We start from the raw sequence: 14,416 nt of genomic DNA, 5'->3' as shown, positions 1-14,416 counted from the left end.
CAACGGGTAAGTTTGTATAGTTTGATTGCGGTTTTGTGCAGCTTTTGACTATATTTACTTTAGAAACCTTATTATCATGATTCGATTATTGACAGTATTTTGGACACTAATAACATTCTTTCTATTGGATATATCTTCTATCCAAGCACAATACAAGCAAACTATTGCTAATAAAACAAAGTTGATTTATGACAAAGGACATCTTGTTCCGGTAAAGCGTTTGGATAAGGTCAAAATTGCGGTAGTTGTACCGGATTTACGAAGGTACAGCACTTTTGTGGAACAGTTGGGACGTTACGCAGATGTATCGTACTTTGATTTTTCGAAGTACGATGAAGAGACGAAATATTTTAATCTGATCATCGTGGCTGGCACAGCGGCTGATCTAAACCAGCAGATGCTGTACATGCTACGACAGTCTTTGGTAAATCGTAAGGATATAATTCTTTGCCGCTTTGAAGATGGTGTAGGTCAGTTGCGGCAGTTATCACCGATATTGGGAGGCCGTGTTACGGAACTCAGTTATCCGCTATTTTCTGAAGAAGCTCAACGGAATCTGGCAATGAGTATTTTTGGCGGACTTGCAGTTACAGAGGGCAGTACAGGCAATAGAAGGGAACAGACTCGCTTGCAGTATAGTTCAGAGGGCTCGGGCTTAAATACCATGAAAATGGGGCAAAAGATCGATCAGATCGCGGCAGAAGCTATCCGTGAAAAGGCTGCACCTGGTATGGTCGTTATGGCAATCAAAAATGGACAGGTTATCTTTGAAAAGGCATACGGCACGCATACGTACGACAAAACACAAGCTACTAAGATAACGGATATATTTGACCTGGCTTCGGTGAGTAAGATTGCTGGAACCACACCTGTAGTCATGCATCTTCAGGAAAGTGGCATTATAGATCTGGACAGCACGATGGGACATTATTTGTGGCAGGCTCAGCAAAGTAACAAAGCTAATATTACGTTACGAACGGTGTTATTGCATGAAGCGGGGTTTATCCCTTATATCCCTTTCTATCGTAATCTGAAATCCGGTGATATGCAGTCGGTATCTTCCGCTTCTCATCAGGTAAAGGTGGCAGACAATGCTTATTTACGGAATAACTATTATCGGGACGTCATGTGGCCGGAGATGTTGCATTCTGCCGTGAAACCTATTGGCAATTATGTATATTCGGATATCAGTATGTACGTGATGAAGGAGGTTGCAGAGCACGAGACAGCTATTCCTATGGAAGAATATATACAAGAGATTTTGTATCGACCTATTGGAATGAAAACAGCTGGTTATAACCCTCGCGAACGTTTTGAAAAAAGTAGAATTATACCTACAGAAAATGATACTTCTTTTCGGAAAGTACTATTACAAGGCTATGTGCATGATCAAGGAGCTGCAATGGCTGGAGGCGTAGCGGGCCATGCGGGATTGTTTTCAACAGCCAATGATCTGGCGATCTATGGGCAATTGTTGCTCAATAGGGGAGAGTATGGTGGGGTACGTTATTTTAAATCAAGCACGGTTGATCTTTTTACTTCTAAGCAATCTAAGACGAGTCGGAGAGGATTGGGATTTGATCGCGCAGATTCGGACCCTAAGAAAGAATACCCATCCCGATTGACTAATGCATCCGTGTATGGACATACAGGGTATACAGGGACTTGTATTTGGGTAGATCCGAAACATCAGCTGATTTATATCTTTTTATCCAATCGGGTGCATCCACAGGTGTCGACCAAGTTGTATGATTTAAATGTTAGGAGTCGGATACAAGACGCCATCTATGAGACGATAAATGAAGCGAAATGAAGCAGTTAATTAGCTTTTTATGTCTAGTTGGTTTGTGCAGCTCTATAGGGTGGGCACAGGATCATAAGGTGCTGCATAAGAGGATGCTGGTTGTCGATGGACATAACGATGTGATCATCGAGAGTGTTCTTCCTGGAAGAGACATAGGTCAGCGATTGCAAAAGGGACATACGGATATCCCTAGGTTGATAGAAGGAGGTGTTGATGTTCAGGTGTTTGCCGTATGGTCTGACGATAAACAATGGAAGAAAGGGGCTTTTCAACATGCTAATGACCAGATTGATGCTTTAAATGATGTCATTCGTCGTAATCCTGATCGGATAGCATTGGCTCAGAGTAGCCAGGATATCGAACAGATACACCAACAGGGAAAAATAGCTGCGTTAATTGGTATTGAAGGAGGAAATATGATCGAGTCTAGTCTTTCGAACCTTGAGGCACTATACCAGCGAGGGGCGAGATACTTGACGCTTACATGGAACTATAATTTACCTTGGGCTACAGCAGCAGCGATTGAAGATCGTAAAAAGCCATCCAGGCAACGTGGATTGTCAAAGAAGGGGCGTGCGATAATTCGAAAGATGAACGAGTTGGGTATGATGGTGGATCTGTCGCATGGTAGTAAAAGGTTGTTTTATGATGTGTTGGAAGTGAGCACGAGGCCTATTTTAGTGTCACATAGCAATGCCGCAGCATTGACACCTCATTTTCGAAACCTAGACGATCAGCAATTGGTAGCCTTGAAGAAAAATGGTGGCGTTATAGGGGTGAATTTTTATTCAGGATTTCTAGATTCGCTTTATGAGACAAAAGTGAAAGATCTTTATGCGAAACATGTGGGGGGTGCTAGTGGAGGAATGTCTGTTTCAAAGCAGTACGGAGCACTTACAAAGGAGCAACAATATCAAGCAAATGCCCCGTTGTCACTATTGATCGACCATATCGATTATCTGGTACAGCATGTTGGGATAGATCACGTCGCTATCGGCTCGGATTTTGATGGGATAGAAGCCCCTCCTCAAGATTTGGAAGATGTGTCTCAGTTTCCGAATCTGACTAAAGCCCTATTAGCAAGAGGTTATAGCGAACATGCCATAGCAAAGATAATGGGGTTAAATTTTTTGCGTATTTTAAGAGCAAACGAGCCTGATGTTGTTAATTAGCATCTTCTTCTAGACGGGTGAGCTCATCATAGTTTTTATTTAACTTTTTTAAGAGAAAGCCGTATAGTACCCTAAAATAAAGTTTAATTATTTTGATAAATAATAAGGCAAAAAGCGTAAAAATAATAGCTAACGCAAGAGCATAAAAAAGTATTTCACCCCAGCTTTCTCGATTTAGGGATTCTTCTATAATAAGTTGAATTAATGCCAGTCCGAATGCTACATAGGCAGCCAAGAGGTTAAACTGAATGTAGCGATGGGCGTTTTTGCGAACGGCTAGTATGCTTTCCATTAGTTTTTTAGTGCTGTTTGTTGTTTTTATCCGAACAAGTAAGCTGTAGAACTGGAAGATGAAATAAAAGATAATCGCATAGAAGATAACATTGTAGACTACATCAATAATTTGAAAAACTAAAAAGTGTTGTTTTTCTGAGGGAACAATAGAGGAGATGGCTAACCATAAGGCAAACTCCAGGCAACAAATGATAAAAATCCATTTTACAATAGACGAAGAACTTCGATGTAACATAGCTTGAAGCTCATTTCTTTCTATTTTCGGAAAATTATTATCTCCGTTCCAGTGTTGTTTTAATAAATCTAATCCATCCATTAATGACCTCCATTCTGATTTATCATACTTTTCAACTTTGTTTTTATTCGGTTCATTTTTACGCGAGCGTTAACTTCACTAATACCTAGTGTTTCAGAAATCTCTCCGTAATCTTTATCTTCCAGATACATGTACACCAGCGCTTTTTCGATATCATTCAGTTGTCTTACTGCCGTGTATAGCGCTTTTAATTGTTCTTCTTGTTCTGTGTCGTATTCTTCATAACGAATGTTTTGTAGGGAGCTGTTCCAATCTACAGTTGTTATTTTTCGTTTGCTACCACGGTACAAAGAAATCGCTGTATTCAAAGCTACCCGATATGCCCACGTTGTAAATTTGGCGTCGCCTTTGAATGTTGGATAAGATTTCCAAAGTTGAATGACCATTTCCTGAAAAAGATCTTTGTGTGTATCCAAGTCCGCAGCGTATAGCTTACAGATCTTATGAAGGATATTCTGGTGCTGTTCCAGTAAACCCACAAATTCTATTTCCGTGCTTTTGTTCATTTAGTTTGGTTATAGGTCGAATTTAAGAAGATATTGTTACATGTAATGAAGGATTTTATTAATTTAGCCTAATGGCCAAGTCGAAATCAGCATATTTTTGTCAATCCTGTGGGTACGAATCTCCGAAATGGTTGGGACAATGTCCGTCCTGTAAACAATGGAATACTTTTGTAGAAGAAGTTGTCGTGACGGGTTCTTCCCGGGTTCCGGAATGGCGTAGTACGACCGTGGGGTCGGGGGCAGCAAAGCGTACCAATAAAGCTGCTATCATACACGAGATCGTCTATTCAGAAGAGCAGCGAATTTTGACACCGGATAAAGAATTCAATCGTGTACTTGGTGGAGGTATTGTGCCGGGATCATTAGTACTCATCGGTGGAGAGCCTGGTATCGGAAAATCAACATTGATGTTGCAACTGGCCCTTTCCCTTCCGGAAGTAAGGACACTTTATATTTCGGGAGAAGAAAGTGAACAGCAGATAAAAATGAGGGCTGAACGACTTTCTCAGTCATCAAAGGCAAATTGCTATATCCTGACCGAAAGTAGTACACAAAATATATTCAAACAGATAGAAGTAGTCAACCCGAATGTTATCGTCATAGATTCAATTCAAACGTTGCACTCTTCGCAGATCGAATCCGCTCCTGGTTCTGTATCTCAGGTACGTGAATGTACTGCAGAGTTGTTGCGTTTTGCTAAGGAAACGAATACACCTGTGCTGATCGTAGGGCATATTACAAAGGATGGTTCGATCGCTGGTCCCAAAGTGTTGGAACATATGGTAGATACGGTTTTGCAATTTGAAGGAGACAGAAACCATGTATATCGAATATTAAGGTCGGTCAAGAACAGATTCGGCTCGTCCTCAGAATTGGGCATTTATGAAATGCAAGGAGCCGGACTCCGAGAAGTGTCAAATCCCTCAGAAATAATGCTCTCCCAGCGGGAGAGTCCGGTCTCTGGTGTCGCTGTGGCCGCTATGCTTGAAGGCGTTCGTCCGTTAATGATCGAAGTACAGGCACTGGTCAGTAACTCGGCTTTTGGTACTCCACAACGCACAGCGACGGGCTTTGATACGAAGCGGCTGAGTATGTTGCTGGCTGTATTAGAGAAGCGTTTTGGTTTCCGGTTGAGTGCACAGGATGTGTTTTTAAATATTGCAGGAGGTCTTCGGGTGGAAGATCCTGCTATAGATTTGGCTGTCATAGCAGCGCTCATATCTTCACAACAGGATATCCCATTACCTGCCCAGGTTACTTTTGCAGGAGAAGTTGGGTTATCTGGCGAAATCAGAGCCGTTAACCGTGTCGAACAGCGTATAGCCGAAGCAGAAAAGTTGGGTTTTGATGGTATCTTTATTTCTAAGTATAATGTCAAGGGGTTGGATGCAAAGAAATATAATATCGCGATCCGACCTATGGCTACGCTAGAGGATTTATTTAGAGCGCTTTTTGGCTAAGGTAGACAGCAACTTGTGTCGAATATTGAGTTTTTGTCGGATTTAACTTTTGTTGGCATCTGTAGCCGTTATAAAATTTCCTACTTGGTGTTTCTTTTCTCAAAAAAGGATGCGTTACCGCAATCGATTTCGTTAAAAAATTGGCTCTTACAGATCTAATTTTAAATCATCTTACCTCTTTTTCTTTATATTCGGATAGTTTAGTAAACCTAAGAACCATTCTGAAAGTAGTAGTATGTTGACTAGAGATAGTGAAATTGGTGCGTTGTTGAAAATAATCGAGCTTGCAAGCTCATGAAATTTATTAGAGTATATGAAAACAAGTAATACACATATGAAGGGAATGTTTAATTTTAAAATATCCACTGTCCTTATCGGCTTATTGGGTGTTATGAGTGTCGGCAACGTTCAGGCACAATCTTCCGGTTCTGATGGCTGGACAAACCTATTTGATGGAAAGACTTTGACCGGCTGGAAATCCGTAGGGGGCAAAGCGCCCTATACGATAGAAGACGGTGCTATTGTAGGGCGTATGACTAAGGGGACTCCAAACTCGTTTTTGATTACAGAGGCGGAATATGGAAATTTTATACTTGAATTGGATATTAAGCTGGAGGGAGATCAAACCAATTCGGGTGTACAGACGCGTAGTCATATCGATATGGCCGCAAATGGAGGGAGAGGTCGTGTGTACGGGAGACAGGTCGAAATAGATCCAACAAGTAGGGCGTGGACAGGTGGAATTTATGATGAAGCCCGGCGCGGCTGGTTGTATCCTTTGGATATGAATGAGAAAGCAAAATCGGCTTACAAGAAAGAAGAATTTAATCATATACGAATCGAAGCAATAGATGATGAGCTACGTACATGGGTCAACGGTGTGCCGACGGCTTTTGTTATTGATACGATCGATAGCAAGGGGTTTATAGGGCTTCAGGTGCACAGTATCCCGGAAGCATTAGATGGGAAGAAGGTTTATTTTAAGAATATCAGGATTCAAACTCAAAACCTGAAGCCTACGGCTTTTCCAAAGGAGGTCTTTATCGTTAACTTAAAGCCGAATAATCTTTCCTCGTCGGAAAAAAGTGCTGGTTATAGCTTATTGTTTAACGGCAAAGATCATGCTGGATGGAAAAGTGTAAAGGGTGATGCTTTTCCGAAAAGCGGGTGGGAAGTCAAGGATGGAGCGATTAAGGTCTTAAAATCTGATGGTGGTGAATCTACCAATGGTGGAGATATTATTAGCAAAGAGCAGTATGCCGCTTTCGATTTTTCTTTTGAATTCAAGCTTACTCCTGCGGCGAATAGTGGGGTTAAGTATTTTGTAACTTTGAAAGAGAAGTCTGCAGGATCGGCTATAGGGCCAGAGTTTCAGATTTTGGACGATGCCACCCATCCAGATGCTAAGTTAGGTAGAGATGGAAATCGTACTTTAGCATCTCTTTACGACCTTATTACTTCTAATAAAGACAGCAGGGCTAGGAGGCCGATAGGCGAATGGAATCGAGGGCGTATTGTAGTAACTGCGGATAATGAAGTTGTTCATTACCTAAATGGTATCAAGATGTTGTCCTATCAACGAGGTTCAAAGGAATTTAGGGATTTGGTTGCGATTAGTAAATATAAAGATTGGGAGCGCTTCGGAGAAGCATTGCAAGGGCATATCTTATTGCAAGATCATGGGGATGAGGTGTCCTTTCGTAACCTTAAAGTGAAAAAATTGAAGTAATTAAGTAATTCTAAGCATAGATGAATCATTATTTATCACGTAGAAGCTTCCTTCAAAGAACAGTCTTAGCTGGAGGAGCCGCCTTGTTGTCCAATAGTGTATTAGGGGAGGTTAGGTTGGCTAGTGCCAATGAACGTGTAAATCTTGCCTGTGTTGGGGTAGGGAATAGGGCAGGAGATATTATCAAAGATCTTTATAAGACAGGACTATGTAATATTGTGGCGTTGTGTGATGTGGATATGGGAGGAAAACATACACAGGAGGTATTGAAGATGTTTCCGGATACTCCTAGATTTCAGGACTTTAGGGTGATGTTTGATAAGATGGGGGGGCAGATAGATGCCGTGTGTATCGGGACGCCTGATTTTGCGCATTTTGCTATAGCCATGTTGGCGATGGATTTGGGTAAGCACGTATATGTGGAAAAGCCTATGGCACATACTTTTTGGGAAAATGAACTGCTCATTCAGAAGGCTAAGCGGTCATCCAAGGTGGTGACACAGATGGGAAATCAGGGACACTCGGAGGCTAACTATTTTCAGTTCAAGGCTTGGAAAGAGTCCGGGATTATAAAGGATGTGACGCGTATAGATGCACATATGAATATGGCTCGACGTTGGCATGGTTGGGATGTGAATATGAAGGGATTTCCTTATCCGGAACGTATACCAGATACATTGGACTGGGATCTGTGGCAGATGCAGACCAGAGGGCATGACTATAACAAGGATTACGTGAACGGTCAGTGGCGTTGTTGGTTTGATTTTGGAATGGGGGCTCTGGGAGATTGGGGAGCTCATATATTGGATACGGCTCATGAATTTCTAGAGTTGGGTCTTCCCAATCGGGTAGAGGCAGTCGTGTTGGATGGCCATAATTCTTTTTTCTTTCCGATGTCATCGACGCTCAAATTTAATTTCGCAAAGCGGAAGAACATGCCAGCCCTGACTATTAATTGGTATGATGGTTTGGACAATCTACCTCCTATCCCGGAAGGATATGGTGTTTCGGGGTTAGATCCGAATATTCCTCCACCAACCAGTGGAAAGATTGAAGCAGCGAAGCTTAATCCTGGAAAGATTATGTATGCTAAAGATTTGACCTTTAAAGGAGGCTCTCATGCTTCTACGCTGCAAATTATTCCCGAGGATAAAGCAAAGGATCTCGCTAAGCAATTGCCAGATATACCTATTTCGCCTTCAAATCATTTTGCTAATTTTTTGAAGGCTTGTAAGGGCGAGGAACAGACGCGTTCTCCTTTCGAACTCGCTGGGCCGTTAAGTCAGGTTTTCTGTCTGGGAGTGATAGCGCAACGATTGAATAGATCTTTTGATTTTGACCCTATAAAGAAGGAAGTTGTCGATGATCGGTTTGCGAATGCACTTTTGGTGGGGCCTACGCCGGCAAAAGGATGGGAACAATATTATAAAATGTAACTAAAAGAGGTGCTATAGCACCTCTTTTAGTTTTTTCTTCAGATTGTCACCATGTAGGTTACGGCCGATAATTATACCGTTGGGATCTACGAGGACATTTTGAGGAATAGCTTTGATACCGTATGGAATTGCAGCACCGTTATTCCAATATTGAAGATCAGAAATGTGTTTCCATGTTAAGTTATCGTCTTCAATAGCTTTTTTCCAGGAATCAAGGTCTTTGTCGAAGGATACTCCTAAGATCTCGAAATTCTGATCTTTGAATTCGCTGTATGCCGCTACTAAATTAGGGTTTTCTGCGCGACATGGTGGGCACCATGAAGCCCAAAAATCGATAAGGACATATTTACCCTTTAGGTCCTGTAATCCATAGGGATTGCCCTCTAAGTCAAATTGTGTGATTCCGGGTGCTTTTTTACCGATGGTCACATTGGAAAGACTTTTTAGGTAGCGTTGGAAAATTTTTCCCTCATTGGATTTTCTGACTGTTTTGTCAAGTGTCTTGAATAAGGCCTCCATTTCTTTGTAGTTTGGATCATAGCCGCCGACGCGCTGAATAAGCTTAATCGTTTCTATTTGAGTAGGGTTGGCCTTAATCTCCTTTATCAAATCTTCTTTTGATTGTGCAAAGAGAAAATACGGTGCTATGCTTAGCAGTAAAAAAAGGATTTTTTTCATATGTGTTTAATTAATTCGTGATCTGTCACTGGACAAATCGGTTTGTTTTTTTGATGATGAAGTTGTCCTATTTTTTCATCTGTCTATGTAGTTCGAATAACCAGAACGTATTCTTATCTCCAAATTTAACTAAAATGAATAGTATTCGTAAGCGCTGAAGTACAAAATGATTTTTTTTATGACGTGTATCTGATTGATTTACTCCACGCTTCACTAATATCTAGTGATTTTATAGGCTTATGCAATGGTTTGCATGTCAAAATGATTTTAAAATTATTTTTTAATTGCACTTTTATTTACGAAAAGCTCATATTATTATTAAATTTGCTATTCACGATTTATCATATTTATTACCTCATAAATGGCAAGATTAAATTTATTAGAGGAAACACGCTTTGAAAAGGTGCCTGTATCTGTACATGCAAGTCAAAGTGCTGCTTCTATTCATGTTGCAAATCGTATCGCTTCATTAATTAAAGAAAAGCAAGCAAAAGGCGAAAAAGCTGTATTAGGTCTGGCAACAGGAGCAACACCTGTTAAAGTTTATAAAGAACTTGTTCGACTACACAAAGAAGAAGGATTGAGCTTTCAGAATGTGGTTACATTCAATTTGGATGAATACTTTCCAATGCAACCTACAGCAGATCAGAGTTACGTAACCTTCATGAAGAAGAACCTTTTCGATCTGGTTGATATTCCAAAAGAAAACATTAACATTCCAGATGGTACGATAGATATTAGTCAGGTGCAAGCTTATTGTGAGGCTTATGAACAGAAGATCTCGGAATTAGGCGGTTTAGATATTCAGATTTTAGGTATCGGTCGTACTGGTCATATTGGTTTTAATGAGCCCGGTTCAGCACCTAATTCGGGTACACGTTTAGTGACTTTAGATGATTTGACACGACGCGATGCTTCGCGCGACTTTGGTGGTAAAGAATACGTACCTACTAAAGCGATCACTATGGGAGTAGGTACCATTTTTAAGGCTAAGGAGATCATCCTGATGGCTTGGAATGAAAAGAAAGCGGAGATTGTAAAGAAAGCAATCGAGGGAGAGATTTCTCCAGAGATTCCAGCTACTTATTTACAGTTGTCTGATAATGTAGAGTTTATTCTTGATGAGGATGCTGCTTCTTTGTTGACACGTTTTGATACACCATGGTTAGCGCACGATGTGGCTTGGACTGAATCATTAACGAAGAAGGCTGTCGTTTGGTTATCTTTAAAATTAAATAAGGCGATTTTAAAGCTTACAGATGACGATTATAATAATAATGGTATGGCTGAACTGGTAACAGAGCAGGGACCGGCTTATAATATCAATATCAAAATCTTCAATGAGTTGCAGCGTACGATTACGGGATGGCCAGGAGGAAAGCCAAATGTAGACGATAGCAACCGCCCAGAACGCGCAGAACCTGCACGTAAGAATGTGATTTTGTTTTCTCCGCATCCTGATGATGATGTCATTTCTATGGGAGGGACTTTTATTCGTCTTGCTGATCAAGGGCACAATGTGCACGTAGCTTACCAGACATCAGGCAATACTGCGGTATGGGATGACGATGTGCTTCGCTACTTGGAGTTTGTACAGGATTTTGCTGTAGCAATCGACGACGATAAGGGGATAACAAGTAAAATATATGCGGAAGCACGGGAGTTTTTCAAAACGAAGAAACCGAATCAAGTTGATCCAGAAATCATCCGGAATGTCAAAGGTTTAATCCGTAAAGGAGAAGCGATCGCGGGAGCTCGTTTTGTTGGTCTACCAGATGAAAATATTCACTTTCAAAATTTACCGTTCTACGATAGGACTAAGTTTGCTAAAGAAGTGTCTTTCGAGGACGATATTTTGCAGACGATGGAGTTACTTCGCCAAGTGAAACCACATCAGGTTTTCGCGGCAGGTGATTTTGCTGATCCACATGGAACGCACAGAGTTTGTTTTGATATTATTTTGGAAGCATTATTACGCCTTCGTAAGACTGACGAGTGGACTAAAGATTGCTGGCTGTGGTTGTACCGTGGAGCTTGGCATGAATATCCTATCCACGAAATTGAGATGGCAGTACCGCTTTCTCCGCAAGAGGTAAAACGTAAGCGTCTGGCTATCTTTAAACATCAATCACAAAAAGATGTGCCGGTATTCCCTGGAGATGATCCACGCGAATTTTGGGTGCGTGCTGAGGACCGTACCAGCGAGACAGCAGATTTGTACCATCAACTGGGATTGGCGGACTACGAAGCTATCGAGGCTTTTGTGCGTTGGAAATTCAATTAGTTATAGAATACGGATCTTAAATAAGAAGGGTTGATAGGCATATGCGTATCAGCCCTTTTACTTTTAGCGGTTATTGGAGCTGATGAATAGAATCGATCATATAAGAGAGGGAAGAAAATTTCGGATTATTAATTTTTTTGTCCGATTCTTTCTTTTTCAGGCAGTGTGCTAACGTTATTTTTGTGATTAATTTAGAATTAGTATAAATAAATAACGAATGAAGGCAAAACTGTTTTTCGCATTAATGGGTACCATAGGAATCTCTTCGTTGGCTCATGCACAGACCACCGTAAAAGGTAAGGTCGTTGACTCCAAAGGGCAATCTATTTCGGATATCAGTGTATCGGTGGGCAGTAAATCTACCAAGACTGATGTCAATGGAGCGTTTCAGCTGTATATAGATCAAAAAGGGCCTTTCGAAGTCTTGTTAGGAGGAGTCGGTTTTCAAAGAGACCGGATAAAGGTTGCTCCAAAGGGTAATCAGACATTGTTAGAAGAAATTATACTACACAAAGCGGATCACGCTATTGATCAAGTAGATATAACGGGGTATAACTCTGTTAATACTAAAACTGTCGGCGTTGCGAAGTCTGGTATCTTGGATAGGGATTTACCTCAATCTGTTCAGATTATCAATGCACAGGTCATCAAAGACCAACAGATTAATACACTTGCTGATGCATTAAAAAATGCCAACGGTATAGCTTTAGGAGCCAATCGTGGTGGAGTTAATGAAAACTTCTATGCAAGGGGCTACAGTATGGGCGCAAATAACATGTTTAAAAATGGTGCTCGTACAAATAACGAAGGGCAAATTGAGGCTAGTACGTTAGAATCTGTTGAGATTCTTAAAGGTACAGCAGCCCTGTTGTATGGTGGAGTTACAGGTGGGGCTGTAGTCAATATGACAACAAAGAAGCCAAAGTTCGAGTTGGGAGGAGAGGTGTCTATGCGCTATGGTAGCTGGGATACCTATAAACCTACCTTGGATGTGTATGGACCATTATCTAATAAAGTTGCATTTCGTTTTATTGGAACAGGAAGCTCTGCAAATAGTTATCGTGATGTTGTGAAGTCAAATCGAGTGTATGTCAACCCATCAGTGCTTTACAAAATATCTGATCGTACTGAATTGAATATTAATTTTGATTATTTAAAATCAGATTATACACCAGACTTTGGAATAGGATCTATAGAAGGTAAATTGAACAATGCAGTAGGACGAAATACCTTTTTAAATGTAAATGGAGCCTTCAATAATACCAACTCAACAAATGGTCAGGCCGCATTGGATCATAATTTTAATGACAATTGGAAAATATCTGCAATCGCTAGTCTGCAGAATTACAATAGAAACTATTACGGATCCGAACGATTGCAAGCAAATGCTCAAGGACTTGCTCCCCGGTCACTAAGCCGTAGGCAAACAGAAGAGTTTACGATGAATCAGCAACTTAATTTAACTGGAAAGTTTAATACTGGCGGTATTAAACACCAGTTGTTGTTTGGAGCTGATGCCGATCAAGCTTCTACCAAGGCCTACGCCTATGATATTTATGCGGATTTAAAAAATCCATCTAAACTAACTACATTTTATGATAGTATTAATGTATTTGACCCTTACGCTGCAGGCATGCGCATGGATATTCCAAATACGGCAAAGAATGCTTGGACTAAGACAGACGTTTATCGTTATGGTACATTTATTCAAGATTTAATATCACTTACGTCTCAGTTCAAAGTATTGGCAGGTATTCGCTACACCTATCAGCGAACTCCATATGCAGATAAATATATCTATAAAACAGGTGTAAAAGAAGAAGTTAAAAATTTGGATATTAAGGGAAATGAGTTAGGGGAAAAAGAAGATAAGGCCTGGTCGCCTAAATTTGCACTAATTTATCAACCTACAGAACAATTAGGCTTTTATGTAAGCTATGCTAATAGTTTTATCGCAAATACAGGTTATGATATTAATTACAAGCCTATGGGACCAACTTTGGAAGATCACTATGAAGCGGGTATTAAGAACGAATTTTTAAAAGGGCGTTTAACGACGAATCTAACTGCGTATAGAATCATCAATAACAATACTGCCCAACAAGCTCTTTTTGACGCTAATGGTAATGCTAATGGGGATCCGAGTATGAAGGAGTTTACAGGAGAATCCATGTCGGATGGAGTTGAGTTGGATATTACAGGACGTATACTACCAGGGTTGGATATTATGGCAGGGTATGCCTACAATTTCAGACGATTTACAAAGACGCTTGATATCATAAAGTATACGAATGATAAAGGCCAAGTTGTAGAAACTTCTGGCAACGAAGAAGGGGTAAGAATGGTAGGTAGCACAGCAAATACGGGTAATGCTACTGTATTCTATACTGTACAAAATGGTAGCATTAAAGGATTAAAGGTAGGGTTTTCTGCATTTTACACCGGAAAACGTAACGCTGGCTGGAATAACAGTAAAATAAACGTTAGAGATGGGATGAATCGTTTGGTACCTGTAGATCCTTTTACGACGCTAGACTTGTCTCTAGGCTATACAATCGGTCGTTTAAGTTTATTGGCAAAGGTAGCTAACGTTACCAATGAATTAAGTTATTTCATTCATGAGAATTACTCGGTGAATCCGATTCCGCCACGGAATTTCATGACGACTTTGAATTATAAGTTTTAATCAAGGCATAAAAAACTATAAAAGAAAATCCTGCATCACCTGATGCAGGAT

10 protein-coding genes are annotated in these 14,416 nt (G+C 40.6%); 7 read left to right on the top strand and 3 right to left on the bottom strand.

The window, feature by feature from the left end; genetic code table 11:
• Positions 1 to 76: 76 nt before the first annotated feature.
• Positions 77 to 1,813, top strand: a complete 1,737-nt coding sequence (locus tag G7B20_RS07300; protein WP_164109756.1) for a serine hydrolase domain-containing protein — start codon at positions 77 to 79, stop codon at positions 1,811 to 1,813.
• The gene (locus G7B20_RS07295) at positions 1,810 to 2,976 is read left to right on the top strand and encodes a dipeptidase (protein ID WP_164109754.1); all 1,167 of its coding nucleotides are present in this window, start codon (positions 1,810 to 1,812) and stop codon (positions 2,974 to 2,976) included. The genes G7B20_RS07300 and G7B20_RS07295 overlap by 4 nt, the downstream gene beginning before the upstream one ends.
• Here the strand turns inward: G7B20_RS07295 and G7B20_RS07290 are convergent.
• Positions 2,969 to 3,586, bottom strand: coding sequence for a hypothetical protein (locus tag G7B20_RS07290; RefSeq protein WP_164109752.1), 618 nt, complete (start codon positions 3,584 to 3,586; stop codon positions 2,969 to 2,971). The genes G7B20_RS07295 and G7B20_RS07290 overlap by 8 nt on opposite strands.
• Positions 3,586 to 4,092: an RNA polymerase sigma factor gene (locus G7B20_RS07285; protein ID WP_164109750.1), complete on the bottom strand. Its 507-nt coding sequence runs from the start codon at positions 4,090 to 4,092 to the stop codon at positions 3,586 to 3,588. The genes G7B20_RS07290 and G7B20_RS07285 overlap by 1 nt, the downstream gene beginning before the upstream one ends.
• A 71-nt stretch (positions 4,093 to 4,163) precedes the next feature.
• Between G7B20_RS07285 and radA the strand changes: the two genes are divergently transcribed.
• From radA to G7B20_RS07270, 3 genes are all read left to right on the top strand, one after another.
• Positions 4,164 to 5,552, top strand: a complete 1,389-nt coding sequence (radA, locus tag G7B20_RS07280; RefSeq protein WP_164109748.1) for a DNA repair protein RadA — start codon at positions 4,164 to 4,166, stop codon at positions 5,550 to 5,552.
• A 313-nt stretch (positions 5,553 to 5,865) separates the two neighbouring features.
• On the top strand, positions 5,866 to 7,281 hold the full coding sequence (locus tag G7B20_RS07275; protein ID WP_240465989.1) for a DUF1080 domain-containing protein: 1,416 nt from the start codon (positions 5,866 to 5,868) through the stop codon (positions 7,279 to 7,281).
• Positions 7,282 to 7,301: 20 nt separating this feature from the next.
• The gene (locus tag G7B20_RS07270) at positions 7,302 to 8,717 is read left to right on the top strand and encodes a Gfo/Idh/MocA family oxidoreductase (RefSeq protein ID WP_164109746.1); all 1,416 of its coding nucleotides are present in this window, start codon (positions 7,302 to 7,304) and stop codon (positions 8,715 to 8,717) included.
• A 12-nt stretch (positions 8,718 to 8,729) separates the two neighbouring features.
• On the opposite strand, the gene G7B20_RS07265 is transcribed toward G7B20_RS07270, so the two are convergent.
• Entirely contained in the window at positions 8,730 to 9,395 is a 666-nt protein-coding gene (locus tag G7B20_RS07265; protein WP_164109744.1) for a TlpA family protein disulfide reductase, read from the bottom strand.
• 361 nt (positions 9,396 to 9,756) lie between these two features.
• Between G7B20_RS07265 and nagB the strand changes: the two genes are divergently transcribed.
• Together nagB and G7B20_RS07255 are read left to right on the top strand one after the other, a co-directional pair.
• Positions 9,757 to 11,679: a glucosamine-6-phosphate deaminase gene (gene nagB, locus G7B20_RS07260; protein WP_164109742.1), complete on the top strand. Its 1,923-nt coding sequence runs from the start codon at positions 9,757 to 9,759 to the stop codon at positions 11,677 to 11,679.
• 217 nt (positions 11,680 to 11,896) lie between these two features.
• A complete protein-coding gene (locus G7B20_RS07255; RefSeq protein ID WP_164109740.1) occupies positions 11,897 to 14,365 on the top strand; it encodes a TonB-dependent siderophore receptor in 2,469 nt (822 codons plus the stop codon).
• The last annotated feature ends 51 nt before the right edge of the window (positions 14,366 to 14,416 follow it).

Source organism: Sphingobacterium sp. xlx-96, assembly GCF_011007365.1.
Lineage (GTDB): Bacteria > Bacteroidota > Bacteroidia > Sphingobacteriales > Sphingobacteriaceae > Sphingobacterium > Sphingobacterium luzhongxinii.
The sequence above is the reverse complement of the archived record's forward strand: the minus strand, read 5'-3'. Positions and strand labels throughout refer to the sequence as shown.

What these genes read in the sequence shown, in the direction of transcription:
- G7B20_RS07300 (WP_164109756.1), top strand. Translation starts at nt 77, where the DNA reads ATGATTCGATTATTGACAGTATTTTGGACACTAATAACATTCTTTCTA.
- G7B20_RS07295 (WP_164109754.1), top strand. Translation starts at nt 1,810, where the DNA reads ATGAAGCAGTTAATTAGCTTTTTATGTCTAGTTGGTTTGTGCAGCTCT.
- G7B20_RS07290 (WP_164109752.1), bottom strand. Translation starts at nt 3,586, where the DNA reads ATGGATGGATTAGATTTATTAAAACAACACTGGAACGGAGATAATAAT.
- G7B20_RS07285 (WP_164109750.1), bottom strand. Translation starts at nt 4,092, where the DNA reads ATGAACAAAAGCACGGAAATAGAATTTGTGGGTTTACTGGAACAGCAC.
- radA (WP_164109748.1), top strand. Translation starts at nt 4,164, where the DNA reads ATGGCCAAGTCGAAATCAGCATATTTTTGTCAATCCTGTGGGTACGAA.
- G7B20_RS07275 (WP_240465989.1), top strand. Translation starts at nt 5,866, where the DNA reads ATGAAAACAAGTAATACACATATGAAGGGAATGTTTAATTTTAAAATA.
- G7B20_RS07270 (WP_164109746.1), top strand. Translation starts at nt 7,302, where the DNA reads ATGAATCATTATTTATCACGTAGAAGCTTCCTTCAAAGAACAGTCTTA.
- G7B20_RS07265 (WP_164109744.1), bottom strand. Translation starts at nt 9,395, where the DNA reads ATGAAAAAAATCCTTTTTTTACTGCTAAGCATAGCACCGTATTTTCTC.
- nagB (WP_164109742.1), top strand. Translation starts at nt 9,757, where the DNA reads ATGGCAAGATTAAATTTATTAGAGGAAACACGCTTTGAAAAGGTGCCT.
- G7B20_RS07255 (WP_164109740.1), top strand. Translation starts at nt 11,897, where the DNA reads ATGAAGGCAAAACTGTTTTTCGCATTAATGGGTACCATAGGAATCTCT.